This is a genomic window from Paracoccus cavernae, assembly GCF_042430175.1.
GTDB lineage: Bacteria > Pseudomonadota > Alphaproteobacteria > Rhodobacterales > Rhodobacteraceae > Paracoccus > Paracoccus cavernae.
The window spans coordinates 16,925-39,255 of sequence record NZ_JBHMDZ010000014.1 but is presented as its reverse complement, the minus strand read 5'-3'; the positions used below and the strand labels follow the sequence as shown (position 1 = coordinate 39,255).

The 22,331-nt window shown below is 63.5% G+C and carries 27 protein-coding genes; 16 read left to right on the top strand and 11 right to left on the bottom strand.

Annotated elements, in window-relative coordinates; all coding sequences use genetic code 11:
• Nucleotides 1-116: 116 nt before the first annotated feature.
• From ACFFUC_RS11155 to ACFFUC_RS11145, 3 genes are read left to right on the top strand one after another with little or no spacing between them, the layout of a single operon-like run.
• Nucleotides 117-1,967, top strand: a complete 1,851-nt coding sequence (locus ACFFUC_RS11155; protein ID WP_377686248.1) for an extracellular solute-binding protein — start codon at nucleotides 117-119, stop codon at nucleotides 1,965-1,967.
• Nucleotides 1,964-2,098: a lipoprotein gene (locus ACFFUC_RS11150; RefSeq protein ID WP_377686246.1), complete on the top strand. Its 135-nt coding sequence runs from the start codon at nucleotides 1,964-1,966 to the stop codon at nucleotides 2,096-2,098. Before ACFFUC_RS11155 ends, ACFFUC_RS11150 begins: the two co-directional genes overlap by 4 nt.
• On the top strand, nucleotides 2,098-2,436 hold the full coding sequence (locus tag ACFFUC_RS11145) for a hypothetical protein (protein WP_377686244.1): 339 nt from the start codon (nucleotides 2,098-2,100) through the stop codon (nucleotides 2,434-2,436). Before ACFFUC_RS11150 ends, ACFFUC_RS11145 begins: the two co-directional genes overlap by 1 nt.
• Nucleotides 2,437-2,599: 163 nt before the next feature.
• Here the strand turns inward: ACFFUC_RS11145 and xth are convergent, their stop codons facing one another.
• Nucleotides 2,600-3,385, bottom strand: a complete 786-nt coding sequence (gene xth / locus ACFFUC_RS11140; RefSeq protein ID WP_377686242.1) for an exodeoxyribonuclease III — start codon at nucleotides 3,383-3,385, stop codon at nucleotides 2,600-2,602.
• Nucleotides 3,386-3,422: 37 nt separating this feature from the next.
• On the opposite strand from xth, the gene ACFFUC_RS11135 reads away from it, so the two are divergent.
• Nucleotides 3,423-3,821: a glyoxalase superfamily protein gene (locus ACFFUC_RS11135; protein WP_377686240.1), complete on the top strand. Its 399-nt coding sequence runs from the start codon at nucleotides 3,423-3,425 to the stop codon at nucleotides 3,819-3,821.
• A 12-nt stretch (nucleotides 3,822-3,833) separates the two neighbouring features.
• Here the strand turns inward: ACFFUC_RS11135 and ACFFUC_RS11130 are convergent, their stop codons facing one another.
• Together ACFFUC_RS11130 and ACFFUC_RS11125 are read right to left on the bottom strand one after the other, a co-directional pair.
• Complete coding sequence (locus ACFFUC_RS11130) at nucleotides 3,834-5,120, bottom strand: hemolysin family protein (protein ID WP_377686238.1); 1,287 nt, start codon at nucleotides 5,118-5,120, stop codon at nucleotides 3,834-3,836.
• The gene (locus ACFFUC_RS11125; RefSeq protein ID WP_377686236.1) at nucleotides 5,120-5,455 is read right to left on the bottom strand and encodes a HesB/IscA family protein; all 336 of its coding nucleotides are present in this window, start codon (nucleotides 5,453-5,455) and stop codon (nucleotides 5,120-5,122) included. Before ACFFUC_RS11125 ends, ACFFUC_RS11130 begins: the two co-directional genes overlap by 1 nt.
• 68 nt (nucleotides 5,456-5,523) lie before the next feature.
• On the opposite strand from ACFFUC_RS11125, the gene ACFFUC_RS11120 reads away from it, so the two are divergent.
• Nucleotides 5,524-6,660, top strand: coding sequence for a deoxyguanosinetriphosphate triphosphohydrolase (locus tag ACFFUC_RS11120; RefSeq protein ID WP_377686234.1), 1,137 nt, complete (start codon nucleotides 5,524-5,526; stop codon nucleotides 6,658-6,660).
• Nucleotides 6,661-6,700: 40 nt separating this feature from the next.
• Here the strand turns inward: ACFFUC_RS11120 and ACFFUC_RS11115 are convergent, their stop codons facing one another.
• Nucleotides 6,701-7,591 (bottom strand): DMT family transporter, encoded by an 891-nt coding sequence (locus ACFFUC_RS11115; protein WP_377686233.1) that lies wholly within the window; start codon nucleotides 7,589-7,591, stop codon nucleotides 6,701-6,703.
• 180 nt (nucleotides 7,592-7,771) lie between these two features.
• Here ACFFUC_RS11115 and ACFFUC_RS11110 point away from each other — a divergent pair, with 180 nt between their 5' ends.
• Nucleotides 7,772-8,194, top strand: coding sequence for an OsmC family protein (locus tag ACFFUC_RS11110; protein ID WP_377686231.1), 423 nt, complete (start codon nucleotides 7,772-7,774; stop codon nucleotides 8,192-8,194).
• 72 nt (nucleotides 8,195-8,266) lie between these two features.
• On the opposite strand, the gene ACFFUC_RS11105 is transcribed toward ACFFUC_RS11110, so the two are convergent.
• Both ACFFUC_RS11105 and ACFFUC_RS11100 read right to left on the bottom strand, forming a co-directional pair.
• Complete coding sequence (locus ACFFUC_RS11105; RefSeq protein ID WP_377686230.1) at nucleotides 8,267-9,862, bottom strand: peptide chain release factor 3; 1,596 nt, start codon at nucleotides 9,860-9,862, stop codon at nucleotides 8,267-8,269.
• A gap of 30 nt (nucleotides 9,863-9,892) precedes the next feature.
• Nucleotides 9,893-10,642: an NAD kinase gene (locus tag ACFFUC_RS11100; RefSeq protein WP_377686228.1), complete on the bottom strand. Its 750-nt coding sequence runs from the start codon at nucleotides 10,640-10,642 to the stop codon at nucleotides 9,893-9,895.
• 159 nt (nucleotides 10,643-10,801) lie between these two features.
• On the opposite strand from ACFFUC_RS11100, the gene glyA reads away from it, so the two are divergent.
• Complete coding sequence (gene glyA, locus ACFFUC_RS11095) at nucleotides 10,802-12,085, top strand: serine hydroxymethyltransferase (protein ID WP_377686226.1); 1,284 nt, start codon at nucleotides 10,802-10,804, stop codon at nucleotides 12,083-12,085.
• Between the two features lie 96 nt (nucleotides 12,086-12,181).
• Here glyA and ACFFUC_RS11090 read toward each other — a convergent pair whose 3' ends face one another.
• Nucleotides 12,182-12,565, bottom strand: a complete 384-nt coding sequence (locus ACFFUC_RS11090; protein WP_377686225.1) for a hypothetical protein — start codon at nucleotides 12,563-12,565, stop codon at nucleotides 12,182-12,184.
• A gap of 85 nt (nucleotides 12,566-12,650) precedes the next feature.
• On the opposite strand from ACFFUC_RS11090, the gene ACFFUC_RS11085 reads away from it, so the two are divergent.
• Nucleotides 12,651-13,418, top strand: a complete 768-nt coding sequence (locus tag ACFFUC_RS11085) for an alpha/beta fold hydrolase (protein WP_377686223.1) — start codon at nucleotides 12,651-12,653, stop codon at nucleotides 13,416-13,418.
• Between the two features lie 49 nt (nucleotides 13,419-13,467).
• Here ACFFUC_RS11085 and ACFFUC_RS11080 read toward each other — a convergent pair whose 3' ends face one another.
• Entirely contained in the window at nucleotides 13,468-13,767 is a 300-nt protein-coding gene (locus ACFFUC_RS11080; protein WP_377686221.1) for a hypothetical protein, read from the bottom strand.
• A gap of 173 nt (nucleotides 13,768-13,940) precedes the next feature.
• Between ACFFUC_RS11080 and ACFFUC_RS11075 the strand changes: the two genes are divergently transcribed.
• Nucleotides 13,941-14,186 (top strand): entericidin A/B family lipoprotein, encoded by a 246-nt coding sequence (locus ACFFUC_RS11075; protein ID WP_377686219.1) that lies wholly within the window; start codon nucleotides 13,941-13,943, stop codon nucleotides 14,184-14,186.
• Between the two features lie 76 nt (nucleotides 14,187-14,262).
• Here ACFFUC_RS11075 and lepA read toward each other — a convergent pair whose 3' ends face one another.
• Together lepA and ACFFUC_RS11065 are read right to left on the bottom strand one after the other, a co-directional pair.
• Nucleotides 14,263-16,062: a translation elongation factor 4 gene (gene lepA, locus ACFFUC_RS11070; protein WP_377686217.1), complete on the bottom strand. Its 1,800-nt coding sequence runs from the start codon at nucleotides 16,060-16,062 to the stop codon at nucleotides 14,263-14,265.
• 87 nt (nucleotides 16,063-16,149) lie between these two features.
• The gene (locus ACFFUC_RS11065; protein ID WP_377686215.1) at nucleotides 16,150-17,022 is read right to left on the bottom strand and encodes a DMT family transporter; all 873 of its coding nucleotides are present in this window, start codon (nucleotides 17,020-17,022) and stop codon (nucleotides 16,150-16,152) included.
• On the opposite strand from ACFFUC_RS11065, the gene ACFFUC_RS11060 reads away from it, so the two are divergent.
• The 3 genes from ACFFUC_RS11060 to ACFFUC_RS11050 all read left to right on the top strand — a co-directional run bounded on the left by ACFFUC_RS11060 (nucleotide 17,015) and on the right by ACFFUC_RS11050 (nucleotide 18,518).
• Nucleotides 17,015-17,344 carry a heavy-metal-associated domain-containing protein gene (locus ACFFUC_RS11060; protein WP_377686213.1) on the top strand — a complete coding sequence of 110 codons (330 nt, stop codon included), beginning with the start codon at nucleotides 17,015-17,017 and terminating at the stop codon, nucleotides 17,342-17,344. The two genes, ACFFUC_RS11065 and ACFFUC_RS11060, sit on opposite strands and share 8 nt — an antisense overlap.
• Before the next feature lie 171 nt (nucleotides 17,345-17,515).
• A complete protein-coding gene (locus ACFFUC_RS11055) occupies nucleotides 17,516-17,821 on the top strand; it encodes a hypothetical protein (RefSeq protein ID WP_377686211.1) in 306 nt (101 codons plus the stop codon).
• A 4-nt stretch (nucleotides 17,822-17,825) separates the two neighbouring features.
• Nucleotides 17,826-18,518: an NAD-dependent deacylase gene (locus ACFFUC_RS11050; protein ID WP_377686209.1), complete on the top strand. Its 693-nt coding sequence runs from the start codon at nucleotides 17,826-17,828 to the stop codon at nucleotides 18,516-18,518.
• Here the strand turns inward: ACFFUC_RS11050 and phnF are convergent.
• A complete protein-coding gene (gene phnF, locus ACFFUC_RS11045) occupies nucleotides 18,515-19,246 on the bottom strand; it encodes a phosphonate metabolism transcriptional regulator PhnF (RefSeq protein WP_377686207.1) in 732 nt (243 codons plus the stop codon). The two genes, ACFFUC_RS11050 and phnF, sit on opposite strands and share 4 nt — an antisense overlap.
• An 87-nt stretch (nucleotides 19,247-19,333) precedes the next feature.
• On the opposite strand from phnF, the gene phnG reads away from it, so the two are divergent.
• The 4 genes from phnG to ACFFUC_RS11025 are packed head-to-tail and all read left to right on the top strand — an operon-like array spanning nucleotide 19,334 to nucleotide 22,314.
• The gene (gene phnG / locus ACFFUC_RS11040) at nucleotides 19,334-19,807 is read left to right on the top strand and encodes a phosphonate C-P lyase system protein PhnG (RefSeq protein WP_377686206.1); all 474 of its coding nucleotides are present in this window, start codon (nucleotides 19,334-19,336) and stop codon (nucleotides 19,805-19,807) included.
• Nucleotides 19,804-20,382, top strand: coding sequence for a phosphonate C-P lyase system protein PhnH (gene phnH / locus ACFFUC_RS11035; protein ID WP_377686204.1), 579 nt, complete (start codon nucleotides 19,804-19,806; stop codon nucleotides 20,380-20,382). The genes phnG and phnH overlap by 4 nt, the downstream gene beginning before the upstream one ends.
• A complete protein-coding gene (locus ACFFUC_RS11030) occupies nucleotides 20,382-21,458 on the top strand; it encodes a carbon-phosphorus lyase complex subunit (RefSeq protein ID WP_377686202.1) in 1,077 nt (358 codons plus the stop codon). The genes phnH and ACFFUC_RS11030 overlap by 1 nt, the downstream gene beginning before the upstream one ends.
• Nucleotides 21,451-22,314 carry an alpha-D-ribose 1-methylphosphonate 5-phosphate C-P-lyase PhnJ gene (locus ACFFUC_RS11025; RefSeq protein WP_377686201.1) on the top strand — a complete coding sequence of 288 codons (864 nt, stop codon included), beginning with the start codon at nucleotides 21,451-21,453 and terminating at the stop codon, nucleotides 22,312-22,314. Before ACFFUC_RS11030 ends, ACFFUC_RS11025 begins: the two co-directional genes overlap by 8 nt.
• The last annotated feature ends 17 nt before the right edge of the window (nucleotides 22,315-22,331 follow it).

Below are 22,331 nucleotides of genomic sequence, written 5' to 3'. Positions count from 1 at the left end.
CCTTATCTATATGCTTTTTCCCCTCTGAGTCCAAGGAGGAAGTTTGCCACTCGGTTAAGCGCGCGGTAATCTGCATCCCGAGGCAAGACAAATAAGAAAAACCGGGCGGGACTCGTATGCGATTCTTCAAAATTTCTAACGAATCCGCGATTCTGCGAATTGTGGCGGTTTTTCTTGGTGTTGCAGGGATGCCGCTGGCAAGCCTTGCCGAACCGTCCCATGCCCTTGCAATCTATGGAGAACCGGCCCTTTCCGCCGATTTCGAATCCCTGCCCTATGCGCGGGCCGATGCGCCCAAGGGCGGCTCGATTCGGTTCGGCGAGGCAGGGAATTTCAACTCGCTGAAACCTTGGGTTTTGATGGGAAACCCCGTCTGGTCGGTTGGCGTTCACGTCACCGAGAGCCTGATGTACCGCTCGATCGACGAGCCCTTCACCCTCTACGGACTGCTTGCGGAAAGCGCCGAGACGGCGCCGGACGGGTCCTGGGTCGAGTTCACCTTGCGCCCCGAGGCCCGTTTTTCCGACGGCAGCCCCGTGACTGTCGAAGATGTGATGTGGTCCTACGAGACCCTCGGAACGCAGGGCCACCCGCGCTATCGCGGCGTCTGGTCGAAAGTCGCCGAAATGGCCCAGACCGGCCCGCGCTCGGTCCGCTTTTCCTTTACCGAGATCGACCGCGAACTGCCCTTGCTGATGGGCATGCGCCCGATCCTGAAAAAGGCGCAATGGGAGGGCAAGGATTTCAGCCAATCCAGCCTCGATGTGCCCATCGGCACCGGCCCCTATGTCGTCGACAGCGTCGATCCGGGCCGCCGCATCACCTTCCGCCGCAATCCCGATTACTGGGGCAAGGACCTGCCGGTCATGCGCGGCCTCAACAACCTCGACGAGATCCGCTACGATTATTTCGGCGATGCCTCGGCCATGTTCGAGGCCTTCAAGGCCGGCGAGATCGACGTCTGGCGCGAGCTGGTGGCCGCGAAATGGGACCGCGATTTCACCTTTCCCGCCGTGAGCGACGGCAGTGTGACCAAAAGCGAGATCCCGCATCACCGGCCTTCGGGGATCATGGGGCTGGTGATGAACACCCGCAATCCGCTGTTCGGAGATTGGCGCGTGCGGCAGGCCATGATCGAAGCCTTCAACTTCGAATTCATCAACCAGACCCTGACCGGCGGCACCGATCCGCGCGTCACCAGCTATTTCGCGAATTCGGATCTCGCCATGGACCACGGCCCCGCCTCGGGCCGCGAGGCCGAACTTCTTGCCCCCTTCGCGGCCGAGCTGCCCTATGGCACGATCGAGGGCTACAGCCTGCCCGAAGGCGGCCCCCGCGTTCTCGACCGTGCGGGCATCCGGCGCGCGGTGGCGCTGTTGGCGGAGGCCGGATGGACGGTCCACGAAGACGGCATTTTGCGCAACGGCGAGGACCAGCCGTTCCGCTTCGAGATCCTTCTCAACCAGTCGGGCTCGGCGATGCGCACCAGCTCCGAGACCCGCCAGATCGTCGATATCTACACCCAATCCCTGCGCAATCTCGGGATGGAGGCGCGGATCACCCTGCTCGATTCGGCCCAGTTCATCGAGCGCACGAACAACTACCAATTCGACATGACATGGTACGAACGGGCGCTTTCGCTCTCTCCGGGCAACGAGCAGCGGCTTTACTGGGGTCACGATGGCGTGACGCAGCCGGGGACGAAGAACTGGATGGGGATGGATTCGCCCGCCGCCGAAGCCATGATTACCGAGATGCTGACCACGGATTCGCCTGAAAACTACCGTGCCGCGGTGCGTGCGCTTGACCGGATCTTAACCGCCGGTCGTTACGTTGTGCCTGTCAGTTACTCTAGGATTTCGCGCTTGGCCCATCTATCGGACCTGCATTATCCTGAACGCATACCGCTTTACGGCGATTGGCCGGGGTTCCTGCCGGAACTCTGGTGGCAAGAGGAGAAGGAATGAAACGTCTGTTCACCGCCGCAATTTTGGCGACGCTCACACTGTCCGGCTGCAATACGGTTGCTGGTGTCGGAGAGGATATCACCGGCGCTTCGCGTCTGGTCCAAGGGGGTGTCTCGGGAGGAGGCTACTGATGAAATGGCAGCAGGTTCAGGACAATTGGTCCGCCTTCTTCGACGCGATTTCGGAAAAGTGGCCCGATGTCGACGAGAACGAGCTTGAGGAAATCGACGGCGACCAGCGCGCCTTCATCGCCTATATCGCCGAAGTCACCGAACAAGACCCACGCGAGGCCCGCGACGAGATCCGCGAATGGCTCTCGGGGGAGATTCCCTCGGATGTCGTCATGGACCCGAGCCATAACGACCGTTCGATGGCCTTTTCGTCGAAGTTCGTCCCCGAGGGCGAAGACGAAAGCGATGACGACGCTTTGTTCGGCGACGACGATTACGACAACGAAGACAACGACTGAGCACGCGCCTGGGCCGCTGCGCCATGCGCGGGTCAGGCGGATCGAAGGTCGGGGGCTTCCCGCCCCCGGCGAGGCATTTCGTCCTCTAGGGACGAATGCCTCTCCTCCCCCGGGGATATTGGGACATGAAAGATCGCGATTGCGTCACCGCAGGGCGCAGGCCTCAGGCAGCGAGTTCGACCCAGACGGGGACATGATCGCTCGGCTTTTCGGCGGCGCGCTGGTCGCGGTCGACGCCGGCATCCACCATCAGATCGGCCGCCTCGGGGCTGAGCAGAAGATGGTCGATGCGGATGCCGTTGTTCTTCTCCCACGCGCCGGCCTGATAGTCCCAGAAGGTGAATGGGCCTTTTTCGGCATCGGGATCGCGGATGCGCAGGGCATCGGTCCAGCCCTGATATTCGATGCGGCGCAGGCTCGCGCGGCTTTCGGGCAGAAAGAGCGCGTCGGTCGTCCACTTTTCGGGGAAAGCCACATCGGCGGGCTGCGGGATCACGTTGTAATCGCCAAGCATCACCACCGGCATCTCGCTTTCGAGGAAGCGTGCGGCATGGCGGTGCAGACGCTCCATCCAGGCCAGTTTGTAATCGTATTTCGGCCCCGGCGCGGGGTTGCCGTTGGGCAGGTAAAGCCCCGCGATCCGCACGGCGCGGGTCCCGATCACCGTGGCCTCGATCCAGCGCGACTGCTCGTCGCTGTCGTCACCGGGCAGGCCGCGCGATATGTCCTCGAGCGGGAGTTTCGACAGGATTGCAACCCCGTTGAAGCCCTTTTGGCCGAAAGTCTCGACCCGCCAGCCGAGGTCTTCGAGCACCTCGCGCGGGAAGCTTTCGTCCTGCGTTTTGATTTCCTGCAGCACGACCACATCGGGCGCGGCGCTGGCCAGCCAATCGGTCAGTTGCGAAATACGGGCGCGAACGCCGTTGATGTTGAAACTTGCAATCTTCATAGTGGCGACCATATGCCGGAACGGCTGGGAGAGGCAAATGAACTTCACCGAGACCGCGCCGATCATGCGCATCTTCGACATCGGGAAAGCGCGGGATTTCTACTGCGGTTTTCTGGGGATGAGCTGGGATTGGGAGCATCGCTTCCACCCCGATGCGCCGCTTTATGCGCAGATCAGCCGCGCGGGGCTGGTGCTGCACCTGAGCGAGCATCACGGCGATTCGACGCCCGGCTCGACGGTTTTCGTGCGCATGAAGGGGATCGACGATTTCCACCGCGAGATCAGCGCGCACCGCTATCGCTATTTCCGGCCGGGGATCGAGACCATGCCTTGGGGGCGCAGCATGACGGTGATCGATCCGTTCATGAATACCTTGCGCTTCAACGAGGATCTGCCCGAGGGCGAAGAGCCGGCCGAAACGGAAAACGGGGGCTGAACGCCCCCGCTTTCAAACCTCTGTCGCGTTTTCACTTGGCGCGGTCACGATCAGCTTGTCGATCCGCATCGCATCCATATCGGCGACCTCGAAGGTCCAGCCCTGATAGGTGAAGGTCTCTCCCGTGCGGGGGATCTGGCCCAGAAGGTTCAGCACCAGACCTGCAACTGTCGAGTAATCGCCCTCGGGCAGGGGCAGCGGGAAACCGGTCTCGCCCGCAAACTCGTCGGCGCTTTCCGAGCCCGCGACCAGCCAGCTGCCGTCGGCGCGCCGGACGATATCGGGATCGTCGCCCGCACCATCCTCGAAATCGCCGGCAATCGCCTCGAGCAGGTCCATCGTGGTGATGACGCCCTGGAAGTGGCCGAACTCGTCATAGACGAAGACCATGCGCTCGGGCGTTTTGCGCATGATTTCCACGACCGACATCGCCTTGGCGGTATCAAGCACCATCGGCGCGTCGCGGATCAGCTTGCGCAGATCGGGATGTTCGTCGCCGATCAGATCCTTGATCGCGACCACGCCGACGATATTGTCCTCGCTCCCGTCACAGACCGGCACGCGCGACGAGCGCGCATTGCGGGCATGTTCCAGAATGACCTCGGGGCTGTCTTGCAGGTCGATGGTTTCGACATCGCGGCGCGGCGTCATCATGGCGCGCGCGGTGCGGTCGGCCACGCGCATCACGCCCGCGATCATGCCACGTTCGTCGGGCAAAATCACGCCGGCCCGCGTCGCCTCGGCGATGGTCATGCGCACGTCTTCGTCGGTGATGTCGCCGTCGCTGCTGGCTTTGACGCCGATCAGGCGCAGCATCAGCTTGGTCGAGCCGTTGAGCAGCCAGACGAGCGGTGTCGCGACTTTGGCGATCACGCTCATGGCGGGGGCCACGCGCGCCGCGATCTCTTCGGGGCGGGCCATGGCGATCTGTTTGGGCACAAGCTCGCCCGCGACCAGCGACAGATAGGTGATGATGGCGACGACGGCACCGACGCCCAAAGGCCCCGCCACGCTCAGCGGCATGCCCGAGGCAACCAGCGCATTGGTCGCGCGCAAGCCCAGCGTCGCGCCGGAGACGGCGCCGTTCAGGATGCCGACCAGCGTAATGCCGACCTGCACCGCCGACAGAAAGCGGCCGGGCTCTTCACGCAACTCCTGTGCGATCCGCGCCCCGCGGCTGCCTTTTTCGGCCATGGTCGCAAGACGCACGGGCCGCGAGGACACAACCGCCAACTCGGCCATAGCGAGCAGACCGTTCACGACTGTCAGAACAAGGATGACGCCGATTTCAATCCACATCAGATGGAGAACGATGTGCCGCAGCCACAAGAAGAGGTCGCATTCGGGTTCTCGATCGTGAATCGCGCACCGATCAGCTCGTCGGCGAAATCGATCACGGCGCCTGCCAGAAACGGCAGCGAGACGGGATCGATCACCACGGCCTGACCCAGCTGCTCGAGCACCAGATCATCCTCCGCCTTGTTGTCGAGGCGGATATCATATTGAAAACCCGAGCATCCCCCGCCCAGCACGGCTACGCGCAGGGGGCGGATCTCTCCGGCGTCATTGATCTCGGCGAGACGGGCGAATGCCCGTTCGGTGACCTTTGGGGGCAGGTTCAGTGCCACGTTCATGAGGCGTTCCCATTTCCGTCTTGAAGACTCGAATATAGGCTTTGCTTTGTACCGCCGCAAGGAAAGCCATGTCTGCACCATTCGCATGCCAACCGGACCAAAGCCGCGGCCGTCGCTGGCCCGAAACCATGTCGACCTTCCGCAGCCCCTGGCAGCGCGACCGCGACCGCATCATCCATTCGAGCGCCTTCCGCCGCCTCAAGCACAAAACGCAGGTCTTCGTCGAGCACGAGGGCGATTACTACCGCACCCGCCTGACCCATACGATCGAGGTGGCGCAGGTCGCGCGCACCATCGCGGGGGCATTGGGTCTCAATCAGGATCTGGCCGAGACGGTGGCTTTGGCCCATGACCTCGGCCACCCGCCCTTCGGCCATACCGGCGAGGATGCACTGGCCATCCTGATGGAGCCTTACGGCGGTTTCGACCACAATGCGCAGGCGCTCCGCATCGTGACCAAGCTCGAACGCCATTACGCCGATTTCGACGGGCTGAACCTGACTTGGGAAAGTCTTGAGGGCATCGCCAAGCACAATGGCCCGATCACCGGCCCCCTGCCCTATGCTTTGGCCGATGTGAATGCCGAATGGGATCTGGAGCTGCACACCAATGCCAGCGCCGAGGCGCAGGTCGCGGCCGTGGCCGATGATGTCGCCTATAACCACCACGACCTTCACGACGGGTTGCGCGCGGGACTTTTCACCGAGGACGAGCTGGCCGAGCTTCCGATCATCGGCGAGGCTTTCGCGCAGGTCGATGCCCGCCACCCCGGTCTCGAGCCGATGCGGCGCCGTCACGAGGCCCTGCGGCGCGTCTTCGGCGTCATGGTCGAGGATGTGATCGCGGTGGCGCAGAACCGGCTGCTGGCGCTTCAGCCGCAAAATGTCCACGACATCCGCGCGATGGACGGTCCGATCATCCGCTTTTCAAAGCCGCTCTACCAGAACCTCAAGGCGCTCAAGAGCTTTCTCTTCACGCATATGTATCGCGCACCTTCGGTGGTGGTCGAACGCAAGCGCGTGACGGAAATGCTCAACGGGCTGTTCCCGCTCTATCTCGCCGATCCGGGCAAGCTGCCCGACGATTGGCATGTCTTTGCGGATGCGGCGCAGGACGAGACCGAACTGGCTCGGATCGTGCTCGATTATGTCGCGGGCATGACCGACCGCTTCGCCATTCAGGAAGCCGAGCGGCTGTTGGGTTAAGCCGCCCCGTATGCGGTGGGGCGGCTTTTTTCACGCCGCCCTAAAGAAAGATCAGCCCCATCCCCAGCACCGCAAAAAGCGCGCCGAGCCAGCTCACCGCCGAAGGGCGCTCGCCGGTCACGGCCCAGATCGCGGGCAGGATCAGGATGGGCGAGAGCGCCGAAAGCGTCGAGACGATCCCGACATAGCCGCCCTGCAAGGCGAACATCAAAAGCGTCATGCCGACGACCATGGCGATAAAGCCCGAAAGCGCGGTCATCCCCAAAAGGCGCGCCGTGATGCGTCCGCGTTGCTGGATCGCGGGGATCGGCAAGGCCATGAGCGCGGTGATGCAGGTCACGGCAACGCCCACGCGGATCAGCGAGGCGACATAGGGGTCGAACCCCGTCGCCATCACCGGCCGCGCGATCAGCGAGCCTGCCGCCTGCCCTGTCGCCGCGACCAGGCCGAAGCCCACCGCAGCCCAGATCGGGCCGTGCACCGCCTCGAACCGGTGGCCGCCGGCGCGGCCCGTCCGCCCGAGCACCGCCATCGCAACGCCGCAGGTGGTCAGGAAAACGCCCGCCAGCGCGCGGATGCTCAGATCCTCGCCCAGAACCACCCAGCCCAGCAGCGCGGCAATCGGTGCATTGAGCGAAAACAGCGCCCCCGAGCGGCGCGGCCCCATCCGCACCAGCGCGACGTAAAGCATCGTATCGCCGATGAAGATGCCGATGATCCCCGACAGCGCGAGGCGCGAGAAATCGTCATAGCCGACGCCATGCCAGCGGCCGGTTGCCACAACGATCACGGCCAGCATCGCCGTCACCATGCCCTCGCGCAGACGGTTGAAGCCGAAAGGCCCCAGAGCATCGGCGGAATCCTTCGACAACATGCCGGTAATGGCCCAGCAAAAAGCCGCGGCCAGCGCGGCGAGTTCGTGTAACGGCATGGTGGTCCCCTTCGCGCGAGGCGATATGCCGCGTTATGCCGTGTTCGCGCGATTGGCAAGTGAACCTATCGGACCGCCCCGCGTTGTCCCCGCGAAGCCCCTCTGCGGGATCTTGCACGGCGCATGGCCCCCAAGCCGCCCGCCGCGATTTTGATCCGCGCGCCCATCAAGGAGACCATCATGATCACGAAAACCGGCACCGCCCATTGGGAAGGCGATCTGAAATCCGGCTCGGGCACGATTTCCAGCCAGTCCGGCGCCCTCAAGGATGTGGCCTACGGCTTTGCCACCCGTTTCGAGGGCAAGGCAGGCTCCAATCCCGAAGAGCTGATCGGCGCGGCCCATGCGGCCTGTTTCTCGATGGCGCTGGCCAATATGCTGGCGGGCGCGGGGATTACCGGCGTCAAGATCAACAGCACCTCGGCAATCTCGCTCGACCGCGACGATGCGGGCTTTTCGATCACCAAGGCGCATCTGACCACCCAGATCTCGGCCGATGCCGATCCGGCGGACATTCTGGAAATCGCGCAGGAGGCCAAGGCCAATTGCCCCGTCTCGCGCGTGCTCAATGCCGAGGTCACGATGGACGCGACCGTCGTCTGATCCCCTGCCCGTTCGCGGAAAACAAAAGGACCGGCGCGAGGCCGGTCCTTTTTTATTTGGCCAATGGCCCGCTCAGACCATCATTTCCTTGGTCGCCGTCAGGTGCAGGTCGGGATAGTCGCGCTGCACGCGGTCGATGTCCCATTGCAGGCGCGTCAGATAGACCAGATCGCCGTCATGATCGGTCGAGATGTGCTGCTTGTTGATGTTGGCAAAGGCCTCGACCTTGTCCTTCGGGCCGGAAAGCCAGCGTGCCGAGGTGAATTGCGAAGGCTCGAAACGCACCGGAATGCCGTATTCGATCTCGATCCGGCTGGCGAGCACGTCGAACTGCAGCGCGCCCACGACGCCGACGATATAGCCGGAGCCGATCAACGGCTTGAAGACTTTCGCGGCACCCTCTTCGGCGAATTGCATCAGCGCCTTTTCGAGATGCTTGGCCTTCATCGGATCGGTCGAGCGCACGTTTTGCAGCAGTTCCGGCGCAAAGCTCGGGATGCCGGTGAAACGCAGGGTCTCGCCCTCGGTCAAGGCATCGCCGATGCGGAGCTGGCCGTGGTTGGGAATGCCGATGATGTCGCCCGCCCATGCCTCGTCGGCAAGCTCGCGGTCGGCGGCAAGGAAAAGCACGGGGTTCGATACCGCCATCGGCTTCTTGCTGCGCACATGCAAAAGCTTCATGCCGCGCTCGAAATGACCCGAGGCGACGCGCACGAAAGCGACGCGGTCGCGGTGTTTGGGGTCCATGTTGGCCTGAACCTTGAAGACGAAACCGGTGACGCGGTTCTCTTCGGGCTCGACCGGACGCTCGGCGGCCTTTTGCGGCTGCGGCTCGGGACCGAAAGCGCCGATCCCGTTCATCAGCTCGCGCACGCCGAAGCTGTTGATCGCCGAGCCGAACCAGATCGGGGTCATCGAGCCTTCAAGGAAGCGCGCGCGGTCGAAGGCGGGCAAGAGCTCGCGCGCCATCTCGACCTCTTCGCGCAGCTTTTCCAGCATATCGGCAGGAACATGTTCGGCCAGCTGCGGATCGTCCAGCCCCTCGATCTTGATCGATTCCGCGACCTTGTTGCGGTCGGCGCGGTCCATCAGCTCGAGCCGGTCGTTCAGCATGTCGTAGCAGCCGATGAAATCGCGCCCCGAGCCGATCGGCCAGCTTGCGGGGGCCACGTCGATCGCAAGGTTTTCCTGGATCTCGTCGATGATCTCGAAAGTCTCGCGCGCCTCGCGGTCCATCTTGTTACAGAAGGTCAGGATCGGCAGATCGCGCATCCGGCAAACCTCGAACAGTTTGCGGGTCTGGGATTCGACGCCCTTCGCCCCGTCGATCACCATGATCGCGGCATCGACCGCCGTGAGCGTGCGGTAGGTATCTTCGGAAAAGTCGCTGTGGCCGGGGGTGTCGACCAGATTGAAGCGGAACTGCCCGTATTCGAAGCTCATCGCCGAGGCCGAGACCGAAATCCCGCGATCCTGCTCCATTTTCATGAAGTCCGAACGCGTCCGGCGCGCCTCGCCTTTTGCGCGGACCTGTCCAGCCATCTGGATGGCGCCGCCGAAAAGCAGAAACTTCTCGGTCAGGGTGGTTTTACCGGCGTCCGGATGCGCGATGATCGCGAAGGTCCGGCGGCGGGCGATTTCGGGCGGGAGCGAGGCACGGTTTTCCATGCTGCCCTTTAGCCTGCCGCGCGTCCGGCCTCAAACAAATTGTTCGCGAATGAGACGTTCCTCGAGCCCGTGGCCCGGGTCAAAGAGCAAACGGTGCTGGACGCTGTCGTCGGAAGAAACCTCGACCCAGAGAACCGAGCTCACGCCGCGCGAATCCGCATCGGCCATCACGGGGCGCTTTTGCGGGTCGAGGACGTCGAAACGCACCTTGGCGGTTTTGGGCAGAATCGCGCCGCGCCAACGACGCGGACGAAAGGCCGCGATCGGGGTGAGCGCGAGAACATCCGAACCGATCGGCAGGATCGGACCATTGGCCGAATAGTTGTAGGCCGTCGATCCGGCCGGCGTCGACAGGATCGCGCCGTCGCAGACCAGCTCTGCCAGACGCTCGCGCCCGTCGATGGTGATGGCGAGACGTGCCGCTTGCGATCCCGCGCGCAACAGCCCGACCTCGTTGATGGCAAGGCCGCGGTAGATCTCTCCCTTGACGGTCTCTGCGGTCATCGCGAGCGGATTGATCACCGTTTCCTCAGCATCCGCGATGCGTTTGGGCAGATCATCGACCTCGTATTCGTTCATCAAAAAGCCGACCGTACCTCGGTTCATGCCATAGACCGGCAGGCCGTCGTTTTGGTGCATCACGCTCAGCATCAGGCCGTCTCCGCCCAAAGCGACCACGACATCCGCCGTCTCCTGCGCGGCCTGACCATAGCGTTTGGTCAGCAGATACAGCGCCGCCTCGGCACTTTCCGTCCCGCTCGAGATGAAATGCAGCTTCATTCAGGCCCCTCGTCTTCCCGCAGCTTTGCCGCCTTTGCGCGCCCGCGCCTAGGATCTACAGCTTAGCCGTCGCAACCGTCCTAGCAAACATGGCCGAAAGCCGATAGAACCTCGACGAGCGAAACCGCAACCGCATCACGAGAGGATATGAGGGGCGCGATGACCGATACCGGATTTTTCACCGAGGCACTTGAGACCCGCGACAATGCAATCTTCACCGCAATCGGCCAGGAACTCGGCCGCCAGCGCGACGAGATCGAACTGATCGCATCGGAAAACATCGTCAGCCGCGCCGTGCTTGAAGCACAAGGCTCGGTCCTGACCAACAAATATGCCGAGGGTTATCCGGGCAAGCGCTACTACGGCGGCTGCCAATATGTCGATATCGTCGAAACGCTGGCCATCGAGCGCGCCAAAGAGCTGTTCGGCTGCCAATTCGCCAACGTCCAGCCGAACTCCGGCAGCCAGATGAACCAGGCCGTCTTCCTCGCGCTGCTGCAGCCGGGCGACACGTTCATGGGCCTCGACCTGAACTCGGGCGGCCACCTCACCCACGGCTCGCCGGTCAACATGTCGGGCAAATGGTTCAACGTCGTTTCCTACGGCGTGCGCCAGCAGGACCAGCTTCTGGATATGGCCGAAGTCCGCGAGAAAGCTCTGGCCACCAAGCCGAAACTGATCCTCGCAGGCGGAACCGCCTATTCGCGCGTCTGGGACTGGGCCGAATTCCGCAAGATCGCGGACGAGGTCGGCGCTTACCTCATGGTCGACATGGCCCATATCGCGGGTCTGGTTGCAGGCGGCCAGCATCCCTCGCCGCTGCCGCACGCCCATGTCGTGACCACCACCACCCACAAATCGCTGCGCGGCCCGCGCGGCGGCATGGTCCTGACCAATGACGAGACGATCGCGAAAAAGATCAACTCGGCGGTCTTCCCCGGCCTGCAGGGCGGTCCCCTGATGCATGTCATCGCCGCGAAAGCCGTCGCTTTCGGCGAAGCTCTGCGTCCCGACTTCAAGGATTACGCGGCTCAGGTCGTCAAAAACGCCCAATCCATGGCGGACGAGCTGATGAAGGGCGGGATCGACATCGTTTCGGGCGGCACCGACAACCACCTCTGCCTCGCCGACCTGCGCCCCAAAGGCGTGACCGGCAAGGCGACCGAAGAGGCTCTGGGGCGTGCGCATATCACCTGCAACAAGAACGGCGTGCCGTTTGACCCCGAAAAGCCCTTTGTGACCTCGGGCATCCGTCTGGGTTCGCCCGCAGGCACCACGCGCGGCTTCAAGGAAGAAGAATTCCGCCAGATCGCACGCTGGATCGTCGAAGTTGTCGACGGCCTTGCCGCCAACGGCGATGCGGGCAATGCTTCGGTCGAAGCCAAGGTCCGTGCCGAAGTCGAAGCTCTGTGCCAGCGCTTCCCGCTTTATAAAGGCATGTAAGCCAGCGAATATACCCCGTGGCAGGTCCGTCCTGCCCCGGGGTTTCGTCCGGCCCGCACGCCGGACCAGCCCTTGCGAAATGTCGCCCTGCCGGCCTTACAAAGCGCCCCGACGCAGATGCATCCACAGGGCAATCCCCCCGATCACCAGCAAAGCCAGCGCCAGCGACGCGCCGAGGTTGATCGCGCGATTCTGCCAGCGTGCGCCCTTGCCCACCGGCTTGAGATAGGCGACCAGCTTGCGGTAGGAGCGATCCGCCCTGTCGAGATCGATCTGTTTGCCCAGCTTGGGCATATCGACCATGCGGTCGGCCTCGGCCAGATAATGCGCTTTTCGCCGTATATTGCGCGGCAAAGCCCCGCCCCGCCTGCGCAGCATCGTCGTCAGATCAGTGCTCTGACCGCGCTTTGCCCCGCCGAAACGCGAGGCCATCAGCCCTGCGACCTCGTCGGCCATGCTGCGGATAGTTTCGATCGCCATGCTTGCCTTCCCTTAACGCAGACAAAATAGCGGTACTGGCCGCGCCGCGCCAGTGCCGCTAGATTGAAAGAAAAAGGAAAGCGACATGCTGCATTTTTCGACGATGGGCGAGGCTTCGGAGCACCCTCCGGTCCTGCTCGCCCACGGGCTATTCGGCTCGGGCAAAAACCTTGGCGGGGTCGCGCGCCGATTGGCACAGGACCGGCTGGTCGTCTCGGTCGATATGCGCAACCATGGCGACAGCTTTCACAGTGACGACCACGGCTATCTGTCGCTCGCCGATGATCTGGCCGAGGTCATTGCCGCGCAGCGCGCGCCGATGGATGTCGTCGGCCATTCGATGGGCGGTAAAACCGCGATGGTCGCTGCTTTACGCCGCCCCGAGCTGGTGCGCCGGCTCGTCGTTCTCGATATCGCACCGATCGCCTATCCGCACGACCAGCTCGGGCTGATCGATGCAATGGAATCACTGGACCTGAACGGGCTGAAGCTCCGCTCCGAGGCGGACAGGCGTCTGTCGGCGCGTATCAAAACCCCCGGCGTTCGAGCGTTTTTGCTGCAATCGCTGGACCTCAAGACCGAACCCGCACATTGGAAGATGAACCTCGAAGCGCTCCGCGCGAATATGGACGCGGTGGTCGGCTGGCCGGATGGGCTAGAACCCGGCCGTTTCACGGGTCCGGTCCTGGCCTTGGCGGGACGGCAATCCGATTATTGCGGCGCCGATGCTGTTGCCGCGATCCATCGCTATTTTCCGCAGGCTCTGGTCGAGTTTCTCGAAGGGACCGGCCATTGGCTTCACGCCGAACGACCCGAAGAAGTCTCGGAGCGCCTTTACGCCTTCCTATCCTGAGGACTTTCCTGCGCAGCTTGCATTCGACCCCGAAGCCGCCCAAGGCGCATCAACAGCGAAGCGCGATCCGCGCTTCGCCCGTATCACCCGGAATCCGGCTGCGCAGGCTATCGGGAGCGGCAGCGCAGCCCGTCGTTTCTTCCGCCGCGCGCACCATCAGGGCCGGCACCGCCGCGTGCGCATTGCGGCCGAGATAGCCGAGCCGGACCACCTCCGCCTCGTTGCCTTTGTGAAAGACCGAGAACCGGATCCCGTCGATCACCGTATCATGGCGCGCGGCGCCAAAGAAATCCGGCGCGGGCGAGGCGCAGGCGGAAAGCAAGAGAAGCAGGGCGAGAATGATCGGCATGGGCCCAAATTGGCAGGGATTGTTTAAACAAGGGTTAATCCCGCCGCTTTTTCACCAAACCCGCGCAAGCTTTCGCCGATCGGCCGATATCGGCGCTTATCTCGGCACCGTGAACCTGACGTTAAGGATCAAGAGGGTAAAATCGGGGACGAATCGCCATGAAAGGACCGCCCATGCCGCGCTTGATCTCTTTGCTTCCTCTTCTCGCCTTGATGGCGGTCTCTGCCTGCGAGACGATGAAAGGCGCGGGGCGCGATATCGAAACGGCGGGGCAGTTCGTCACGAAGCCTTATAACGATGCCTACGGGATCGACCCTACCGGCGGCGGCGCACCCGCACAGATCATGATCGATCCGCAACCCTATGACGGCGGGTCCTACAATGCCGCGCCCTATGCGCCGGCCCCCTATCCGCTTTGACGCGGCGACCGGCACGAGACAGGCCCGCGCCACAGAAATGAAGCCGGAATGAAAAAGGGCGCCGAAGCGCCCCTGATCAGTTGTCCATCTTGAGGGCCTGAATGAAGGCCGTCTGCGGGATTTCGACTTTCCCGAACTGGCGCATCTTCTTCTTGCCGGCCTTCTGCTTTTCCAGCAGCTTCTTTTTCCGCGTGGCGTCGCCGCCGTAGCATTTCGCGGTCACGTCCTTGCGCATCGCGGCAAGGGTTTCGCGGGCGATGACGCGGCCGCCGATCGCGGCCTGAATCGGGATCTTGAACATGTGGCGCGGGATCAGATCCTTGAGCTTTTCGACCATGACGCGGCCACGCGCCTCGGCGCGGTCGCGGTGGACCATGATCGACAGCGCATCGACCGGCTCGTCGTTCACAAGGATCGACATCTTGACCAGATGGTCCTCACGGTATTCCGAGATCTGGTAGTCGAAGCTTGCATAGCCCTTGGTCACCGATTTCAGGCGGTCGTAGAAGTCGAAAACCACCTCGGCCAGCGGCAGGTCATAGACCGCCATGGCACGCGAACCGGCATAGGTCAGATCCAGCTGGATGCCGCGACGGTCCTGGCACAGTTTCAAGACATCGCCCAGATATTCGTCCGGCACCATGATCGTGGCCTTGATGCGCGGCTCTTCGATATGGTCGACATAGGTCAGGTCGGGCATGTCGGCGGGGTTGTGCAGATCGCGCACCTCGCCGTCCTTCATATGCAGTTTGAACACGACCGACGGCGCGGTGGTGATCAGATCGAGGTCGTATTCACGCTCCAGACGGTCGCGGATCACCTCGAGATGCAGCAGGCCGAGGAAGCCGCAGCGGAAACCGAAACCAAGCGCGGCCGAGGTCTCCATCTCGTAGGAGAAGCTCGCGTCGTTCAGGGCCAATTTCTCGATCGCGTCGCGCAGATCGTCGAAATCGGCGGCATCGACGGGAAAAAGACCACAGAAAACAACCGGCTGCGCGGGTTTGAAGCCCGGAAGCGGCTCGGTCGCACCCTTGCGTTCATGGGTGATGGTATCGCCGACACGGGTGTCGCGAACCTGTTTGATCGAAGCGGTGAAAACGCCGATCTCGCCCGGCCCGAGCTCCGCGATATCCTGCATCTGCGGACGCAGGACCGCCAGCTTGTCGATGCCGTAGACGGCGCCCGTCTGCATCATTTTGATGCGCTCGCCCTTTTTGACGACGCCGTCCATGACGCGGATCATGACGACAACGCCGAGATAGGCGTCATACCAGCTGTCGACCAGCATCGCCTTGAGCGGCGCGTCGCGGTCGCCTTTGGGTGCGGGCAGACGGGTCACGATCGCTTCGAGAACATCGGGGATACCGAGGCCCGTCTTGGCCGAAATCTCGACCGCATCCGAGGCATCGATGCCGATGACATCCTCGATCTGCTCCTTCACGCGCTCGGGTTCGGCCGCCGGAAGGTCGATCTTGTTCAGAACCGGCACGATGTCGTGACCGGCATCGATCGCCTGATAGACGTTGGCCAAGGTCTGCGCCTCGACGCCCTGCGTCGCATCGACGACCAGAAGCGAGCCCTCGACCGCGCGCATCGACCGCGAAACTTCATAGGCGAAGTCGACGTGGCCGGGGGTGTCGATCAGGTTCAGGATATATTTCTTGCCGTCCTTGGCGGGATACTCGATCCGCACGGTGTTGGCTTTGATGGTGATGCCGCGTTCGCGCTCGATATCCATGCTGTCCAGCATCTGGGACTTCATGTCGCGTTCGGCGACCGTCCCCGTCATCTGGATCAGACGGTCGGCTAGGGTGGATTTGCCGTGGTCGATGTGAGCCACGATCGAGAAATTGCGGATGAGATCAAGGTCGGTCATGGCCAGCCTATACAGGGCGCGAGGCGTTGCGGAAAGAGGTTTTCAACGGGATGGAAACGGGCGGATCCCGACCGCCGGTCAAGGACGCTAATCGCGGGCGCTCCGAAAGCCCGCATCCTGCAATTTCCGGTGGCGCAGCTGGGTTTCGCGCCACATCGCATAGGCCCCCGATCCGACGATCACCAGCGCGCCGGTCAGGGTCAGCCAGTCGGGACGCTCGCCGAAGATGATGATCGCGAGAATCAGCGCGAAAACCAGACGGGCATAGCGGTAGGGCGCAAGGGCCGAGGCCTCGCCGACCCGCGTCGCCGCGACCAAAAGCGCGTAGCCGCCGACACCCACCGCCATACAGCCGGCGAATTGCAGCCATTGCATCGCCGAGGGCATGACGAATTTCTGCCCCAGCACCGCGCCGAGCGCGAGCGCGGCAAAGGTGATCGCGGCAAAGGCCGAGGCCGCCAGCTGGTCGGAATGGATGGCTTTGGGCACATGGCGCGTCGCGAGATCACGGATCGCCAGCCCCAGAACCGCCAGAAGCGCGAAGAGCGAGACGGGTTGGAACCCCTCCATCCCCGGCCGGACCACCAGCAAAACCCCGATGAAACCGACGATGATCGCGCTCCAGCGCCGCCAGCCGACGGGTTCCCCCATCAGCGCGGCACCTGCGACGATGGCCAGAGGCAGCGCCTGCATGATCGCCGAGGTGGTCGACAGCTCGGTCAGGGCCAATGCGACGACGATGCCGATCGAGCCGACCATTTCGCCCACATTGCGCAAAACCACGATCTGCCGCACGAGATCGCGCGTCCAGAGCCTGCCGCCCTTGAGCTTGAGCATCGCGGCAAAGGACAGGAAGCCCAAGACCCCGATGATCGTCAGAACCTCCGCATAGGGAAGCCCTTCAGAAAGCAGTTTGATGAACATGTCCTCGATCGCGAAGAGGATCATCGAAATGACCATCAAAATCGCGCCGCGGAAATTCTCGCTGACCATGGTATCGCCCGAAATCCGGAGGGAGAAGGAATTGCACTTTGTCATGCTTGCTGTGACGATATGCGCAAGCCCCGTCAAGGGACCGGATAGGAAAGGACGACCAATGAAGTTCATCGTGAACGACATGACCTGCGGTCATTGCCGCGCAGCCATCTCTGAGGCGGTCAGCGAGGCCGGCGGCACCGCCACAATCGATCTTTCGCGCCACGAGGTTGCGATCGAAGGCCTTGATCAGGCGAAAGCCGAAGAGGTGATTCGCTCCGCCGGATATTCGCCGGTTCCTGCCTGAGCCATAAATCTTGGGGTTGACTCGTCTAGGTTCAACGACTTGTGCCACGCGCTGCGACAAGCGCGCGCAGATTGAGCGGCGTTAAGGCTTCTGTTATCTTTCCCGGGTTACTGTGGCGGAGCACAGAGGGCGCAAAGCCCCGCCCGCCGGGGCCAGTCCGAGGAGACAGAGATGATCAACCGCCTGACGATTGCCGCGATTGCGGTGGTCCTGACCACGCCTTTGGCCGTGGCTGGACCGATCGATTCCGCCTGCGTCAAATCCGACCGTGGAGCGCGCAACGCGCCGCTTTGCGGTTGCATCCAGCAGGTTGCCGACATGACCTTGTCGCGCTCCGACCAACGACGCGCCGCGCGCTTCTTTGTCGATGCGCAGCAGGCGCAGGACGCGCGCATGGCCAAAAGCGATGCCGAGAACGCTTTCTGGGCGCGCTACAAGAACTTCGCCTCCACTGCCGAAGTCTACTGCTCGAACTGAGCCCATGCGGGTTGCCGTTCTGACAGGGGCCGGAATTTCGGCCGAAAGCGGGCTGCGCACATTTCGCGCCAGCGACGGGTTGTGGGAGGATCACCGGATCGAAGAAGTGGCAACGCCCGAGGGCTTTGCCCGCGATCCCGATCTTGTCCACCGTTTCTACAACCAGCGCCGCAAGGATGCGGCAGCAGCTCTGCCCAATGACGCCCATCGCGCCCTTGCCGAACTGGCGCGCCATGTCGATCTGACGCTGATCACGCAAAACGTCGATGATCTTCACGAGCGTGGTGGTTCGGATAGGCTTATCCATATGCATGGCGCGCTGACCGGCGCGCTTTGCGCAGCTTGCGGGCATCGCTGGCCCGCGCCGATGGTCATGACCACCGGAGATCCCTGCCCCGCCTGCACCAAGCAAGCGACGCGCCCCGATATCGTCTGGTTCAACGAAATGCCCTACCGGATGGAGGAGATCTGGGAGGCGGTTGCCAAGGCCGATGTTTTCGCGGCCATCGGCACCTCGGGTCAGGTCTATCCGGCAGCGGGCCTCGCCCAACATGCCGGCCGCTGCGGCGCACGCACGATCGAGCTGAACCTCGCCACCTCCGCCGTCAGCCGCGATTTTGACGAGAGGCATGAAGGTCCGGCCAGCCGGATCGTGCCTGATTGGGTCGGGAGCCTGATTGCGGCACAGCAGCGTTAGCGCGCGCCCCCGCCCTCCGGCCGCATGACCAGCGACACCCTTTCCGCGACGAAACTCGTGATTCCGTACTCGACCGGCTTTCCGGCGGGATCGGCATTGATCGCACGCGTCACGATCAGGGGTGCGCCCTCGCGGATATGGAGGCGCACTGCCTGAAGCGGCAAAGCCGCCTCGGCATCGATGCGGGTCTCGAGGCGGATGTAGTCGGGCACGCCCATCTCGCGCAAAGCCTGCGTCACCGAAGAAAGCCGCCGCAGGACGGCATCAAATCCCTCGAAACGCTCGGCGGGAAAGACCGAGCGGAACAGCGCGATCGGCTGGTCATCGGCGGTCGAGACCCCCTCGGCGACATAGATCGACGCGCCCACCGGAAGCTGGAGCGCCTCGGCCTCGATCTTGGTCGCCGGCTGGGCGCGCACGAAATCGAGCTGGCGCCCCGGCAAGCGCCCGGCGAGCGCGAGGTTCTGGTGAAAGCGCACCCGTGCGCCCAATGGGTACTCCACCGGCCGCATCGCGACGAACACCCCCGCCCCGCGCCGCGAGCGCACCATCCCGCTCTCGGCCAGATCGGCCAAAGCGCGACGCACGGTATGGCGGTTCACGCCGAAACGCGCCGATAATTCCGCCTCGGTCGGCAATTGGTCACCGGGCTGTAACGAACCCTCGGTAATATCGCTGTGCAAGGCATTGCGAATGGACTGCCAAAGCGCGGATCGGGTCGCTGTCATTGAAAATTCACAACTCTTTTGTTGAGAGATCGGCGGGTACGGGCTATTGCTTGTCTAGTTGTATAGCAGATTGGACAGACTCGCAAGATGTCTACCTTCACGACAGACACTCCCGCAGAAAACCCTCGCGAAAGCCGGGACCGGCAGGGCTGGATGGGGCTTTTGGCCCGTGCCCGACCCGCACGCCTCGCCGCCCTTTTTCCGCAGATCCCCGATCACAGCATGACCCGCGCCCCCGAAATCGGCACCGTCATGGTGCAGGGCCGCGCAGGCGGCACCGGCGCGCCCTTCAATCTGGGCGAAGTCACGGTAACGCGCTGCACCCTGCGTCTGGGTGACGGACGCACGGGGCATGCCTATGTGCAGGGCCGCGACAAGGCCCATGCCACCCGCGCCGCTGCCATCGACGCGCTCCTGCAAGGCCCCGAGGGCTCCGCGCTTCAACGCGACGTGCTCGACGCGCTCGCCCGCGACGAGCTCGAGGCCCGTCAGGCGCTGGCCGAGAAAGCCGCCGCCACCCGCGTCGATTTCTTCACTCTGGTTCGCGGAGAAGACGCATGAGCCTGCACGCATCCGCCCTGAGCGGCGGTTTCACCAACCCCGCCGAGCAATCCGCCCGCGCCTTCCGCGAGGTGCTGCAGGCCCTCTCGCGTCCCGGCCAGCCGCGCGCGCTTGAAGGCACGGCCCCGCCCGCTCCGCTCTCGCCCGCAGGCGGCACGCTGGCGCTGGTTCTTTTCGACCGCACGACGCCGGTTCTGCTGGCAGGCGCCTACGACAGCGCCGCGCTGCGCGACTGGCTGACCTTCCACACCGGCATCACGGTCACCGCCGATCCGGCCGAGGCGGTCTTCGCTCTTGGCGATTGGGCCGCGCTCGCGCCGCTTCTGCCCGCTTTCCCGACCGGCACGGCGGAATATCCCGACCGCGCGACGACGGTGATCATCGACGGCGCGACCTCCGGCCATCCGGTGACGCTGGACGGCCCCGGCCTTGCTGAACCCTTGCCCTTCACCCTGCCCGAGCCGCAGCTTTTTGCCGAAAATGCGCGGCAGTTTCCGCTCGGGCTTGATTTCTTCTTCACCCAAGGCGCGGCGGTCACCGGATTGCCCCGCTCGACCCGGATCGAGGTGCGCTGATGTATGTCGCAGTCAAAGGCGGCGAAAAGGCGATTGCCGCCGCCCATCGCTGGCTTGCCGATGAAACCCGTGGCGCGCGCGACGAGCCGCGCCTGAGCACCAACCAGATCGCGGGCCAGCTTGCGCTGGGAACCGCCCGCGTCATGGCCGAGGGCTCGCTTTACGACCCCGAACTGGCCGCCTTGGCCATTGCCCAATCGCGCGGCGATCTGATCGAGGCGATTTTCCTGATCCGCGCCTATCGCACCACGCTGCCGCGTTTCGGCAATTCGCGCCCCGTCGATACGGCCGCGATGGCGGTCAGCCGCCGGATTTCGGCCACGTTCAAGGATGTGCCGGGCGGCCAGATCCTTGGCCCGACCTTTGACTACATCCACCGCCTGCTTGACTTCGCGGCGATGGCCAATGGCGATGTGCCCCCCGCCGCCCGCGAAGAGGCCGCGCCCGCCGCTGTGCCCCATGTGCTCGATTTCCTCAACAAGGACGGCATCATCCAGGACGAACCGCGCGAGGAAACCACGCCGCCCGACCTGACCCGCGCGCCGCTGGAATTGCCCGCGAACCGCGCCTTGCGGCTTCAGGCACTGGCCCGCGCCGACGAGGGCTTCCTGCTCGGCCTCGCCTATTCGACCCAGCGCGGCTATGCGCGCAACCACGCTTTCGTCGGCGAATTGCGCATCGGCACCGTCGAGGTCTCGCTCGATATTCCCGAGCTGGGTTTCGCCATCGACTTCGGCGTGATCGAGGTCACGGAATGCGAGACGGTGAACCAGTTCGGCGGCTCGAAAAAGGAACCGCCGCAATTCACGCGCGGCTACGGGCTCAGCCTCGGCCAGACCGAGCGCAAGGCGATCTCGATCGCGCTGGTCGACCGGGCTTTGCGCTGGGAGGAACTCGGCGAGGATTTCGCCGGCGCCCCCGCTCAAGACGAGGAATTCGTGCTGTCGCATTGTGACAACGTGCAGGCGACGGGTTTCCTCGAACATATCAAACTGCCGCATTACGTCGATTTCCAGTCCGAGCTGGAGCTGATCCGTCGCCTGCGGCGCGAAGCGCAAGAGGCCCTCGATGCGTGATGATGCCTACAATTTCGCCTATCTGGACGAAGATACGAAACGGATGATCCGCCGTGCGATCCTGAAAGGGATTGCCGTGCCGGGCTATCAGGTGCCTTTCGCCAGCCGCGAAATGCCGATGCCCTACGGCTGGGGCACGGGCGGCGTGCAGGTGACCGCCGCCTGCCTGATGCCCGAGGATGTTCTGAAGGTGATCGACCAAGGGGCGGACGACACGACGAACGCCGTCTCGATCCGCGGCTTTTTCGCCCGCACGGCCGGCGTCGCCACGACCGAGCGCACGGGCGAGGCAACCGTCATCCAGACCCGCCACCGCATCCCCGAACAGCCGCTGACCGAAGACCAGATCCTCGTCTATCAGGTCCCGATCCCCGAGCCTCTGCGCTTTCTCGAGCCGCGCGAGACCGAGACGCGGCGGATGCATGCGCTGGAAGATTACGGGCTGATGCATGTGCGCCTTTACGAGGATATCGCCCGTCACGGCGCGATCGCCACGGCTTACGCCTATCCGGTGAAAGTCGCGGACCGCTATGTCATGGACCCTTCGCCCATTCCGAAATTCGACAACCCGAAACTGTCGATGAACCCTGCCGTCCAGCTGTTCGGCGCGGGGCGCGAGCAGCGCATCTATGCTTTGCCGCCCTTTACCAAGGTCGAGAGCCTCGATTTCGACGACTACCCTTTCGAGGCCAGCAAGGCCGATCACGCCTGCGCCCTTTGCGGCTCGGAAGAGAGCTATCTCGACGAGGTCATCACCGATGATCAGGGCGGGCGCATGTTCATGTGTTCGGACACGGATTACTGCGCCACGCGGGTCGAGCACGGCCATGTGGCACAAGCGGAGGAACGGCAATGAACATGGCAATGACCGGA

Coding starts and splice junctions, on each gene's coding strand:
- ACFFUC_RS11130 (WP_377686238.1), bottom strand. CDS start 5,120: ATGTGGATTGAAATCGGCGTCATCCTTGTTCTGACAGTCGTGAACGGT.
- ACFFUC_RS11025 (WP_377686201.1), top strand. CDS start 21,451: ATGCGTGATGATGCCTACAATTTCGCCTATCTGGACGAAGATACGAAA.
- glyA (WP_377686226.1), top strand. CDS start 10,802: ATGACCGATACCGGATTTTTCACCGAGGCACTTGAGACCCGCGACAAT.
- ACFFUC_RS11105 (WP_377686230.1), bottom strand. CDS start 9,862: ATGGAAAACCGTGCCTCGCTCCCGCCCGAAATCGCCCGCCGCCGGACC.
- ACFFUC_RS11050 (WP_377686209.1), top strand. CDS start 17,826: ATGCGGGTTGCCGTTCTGACAGGGGCCGGAATTTCGGCCGAAAGCGGG.
- phnF (WP_377686207.1), bottom strand. CDS start 19,246: ATGACAGCGACCCGATCCGCGCTTTGGCAGTCCATTCGCAATGCCTTG.
- phnH (WP_377686204.1), top strand. CDS start 19,804: ATGAGCCTGCACGCATCCGCCCTGAGCGGCGGTTTCACCAACCCCGCC.
- phnG (WP_377686206.1), top strand. CDS start 19,334: ATGTCTACCTTCACGACAGACACTCCCGCAGAAAACCCTCGCGAAAGC.
- ACFFUC_RS11145 (WP_377686244.1), top strand. CDS start 2,098: ATGAAATGGCAGCAGGTTCAGGACAATTGGTCCGCCTTCTTCGACGCG.
- ACFFUC_RS11055 (WP_377686211.1), top strand. CDS start 17,516: ATGATCAACCGCCTGACGATTGCCGCGATTGCGGTGGTCCTGACCACG.
- xth (WP_377686242.1), bottom strand. CDS start 3,385: ATGAAGATTGCAAGTTTCAACATCAACGGCGTTCGCGCCCGTATTTCG.
- lepA (WP_377686217.1), bottom strand. CDS start 16,062: ATGACCGACCTTGATCTCATCCGCAATTTCTCGATCGTGGCTCACATC.
- ACFFUC_RS11155 (WP_377686248.1), top strand. CDS start 117: ATGCGATTCTTCAAAATTTCTAACGAATCCGCGATTCTGCGAATTGTG.
- ACFFUC_RS11030 (WP_377686202.1), top strand. CDS start 20,382: ATGTATGTCGCAGTCAAAGGCGGCGAAAAGGCGATTGCCGCCGCCCAT.
- ACFFUC_RS11085 (WP_377686223.1), top strand. CDS start 12,651: ATGCTGCATTTTTCGACGATGGGCGAGGCTTCGGAGCACCCTCCGGTC.
- ACFFUC_RS11080 (WP_377686221.1), bottom strand. CDS start 13,767: ATGCCGATCATTCTCGCCCTGCTTCTCTTGCTTTCCGCCTGCGCCTCG.
- ACFFUC_RS11120 (WP_377686234.1), top strand. CDS start 5,524: ATGTCTGCACCATTCGCATGCCAACCGGACCAAAGCCGCGGCCGTCGC.
- ACFFUC_RS11150 (WP_377686246.1), top strand. CDS start 1,964: ATGAAACGTCTGTTCACCGCCGCAATTTTGGCGACGCTCACACTGTCC.
- ACFFUC_RS11135 (WP_377686240.1), top strand. CDS start 3,423: ATGAACTTCACCGAGACCGCGCCGATCATGCGCATCTTCGACATCGGG.
- ACFFUC_RS11065 (WP_377686215.1), bottom strand. CDS start 17,022: ATGGTCATTTCGATGATCCTCTTCGCGATCGAGGACATGTTCATCAAA.
- ACFFUC_RS11075 (WP_377686219.1), top strand. CDS start 13,941: ATGCCGCGCTTGATCTCTTTGCTTCCTCTTCTCGCCTTGATGGCGGTC.
- ACFFUC_RS11090 (WP_377686225.1), bottom strand. CDS start 12,565: ATGGCGATCGAAACTATCCGCAGCATGGCCGACGAGGTCGCAGGGCTG.
- ACFFUC_RS11110 (WP_377686231.1), top strand. CDS start 7,772: ATGATCACGAAAACCGGCACCGCCCATTGGGAAGGCGATCTGAAATCC.
- ACFFUC_RS11115 (WP_377686233.1), bottom strand. CDS start 7,591: ATGCCGTTACACGAACTCGCCGCGCTGGCCGCGGCTTTTTGCTGGGCC.
- ACFFUC_RS11125 (WP_377686236.1), bottom strand. CDS start 5,455: ATGAACGTGGCACTGAACCTGCCCCCAAAGGTCACCGAACGGGCATTC.
- ACFFUC_RS11060 (WP_377686213.1), top strand. CDS start 17,015: ATGACCATCAAAATCGCGCCGCGGAAATTCTCGCTGACCATGGTATCG.
- ACFFUC_RS11100 (WP_377686228.1), bottom strand. CDS start 10,642: ATGAAGCTGCATTTCATCTCGAGCGGGACGGAAAGTGCCGAGGCGGCG.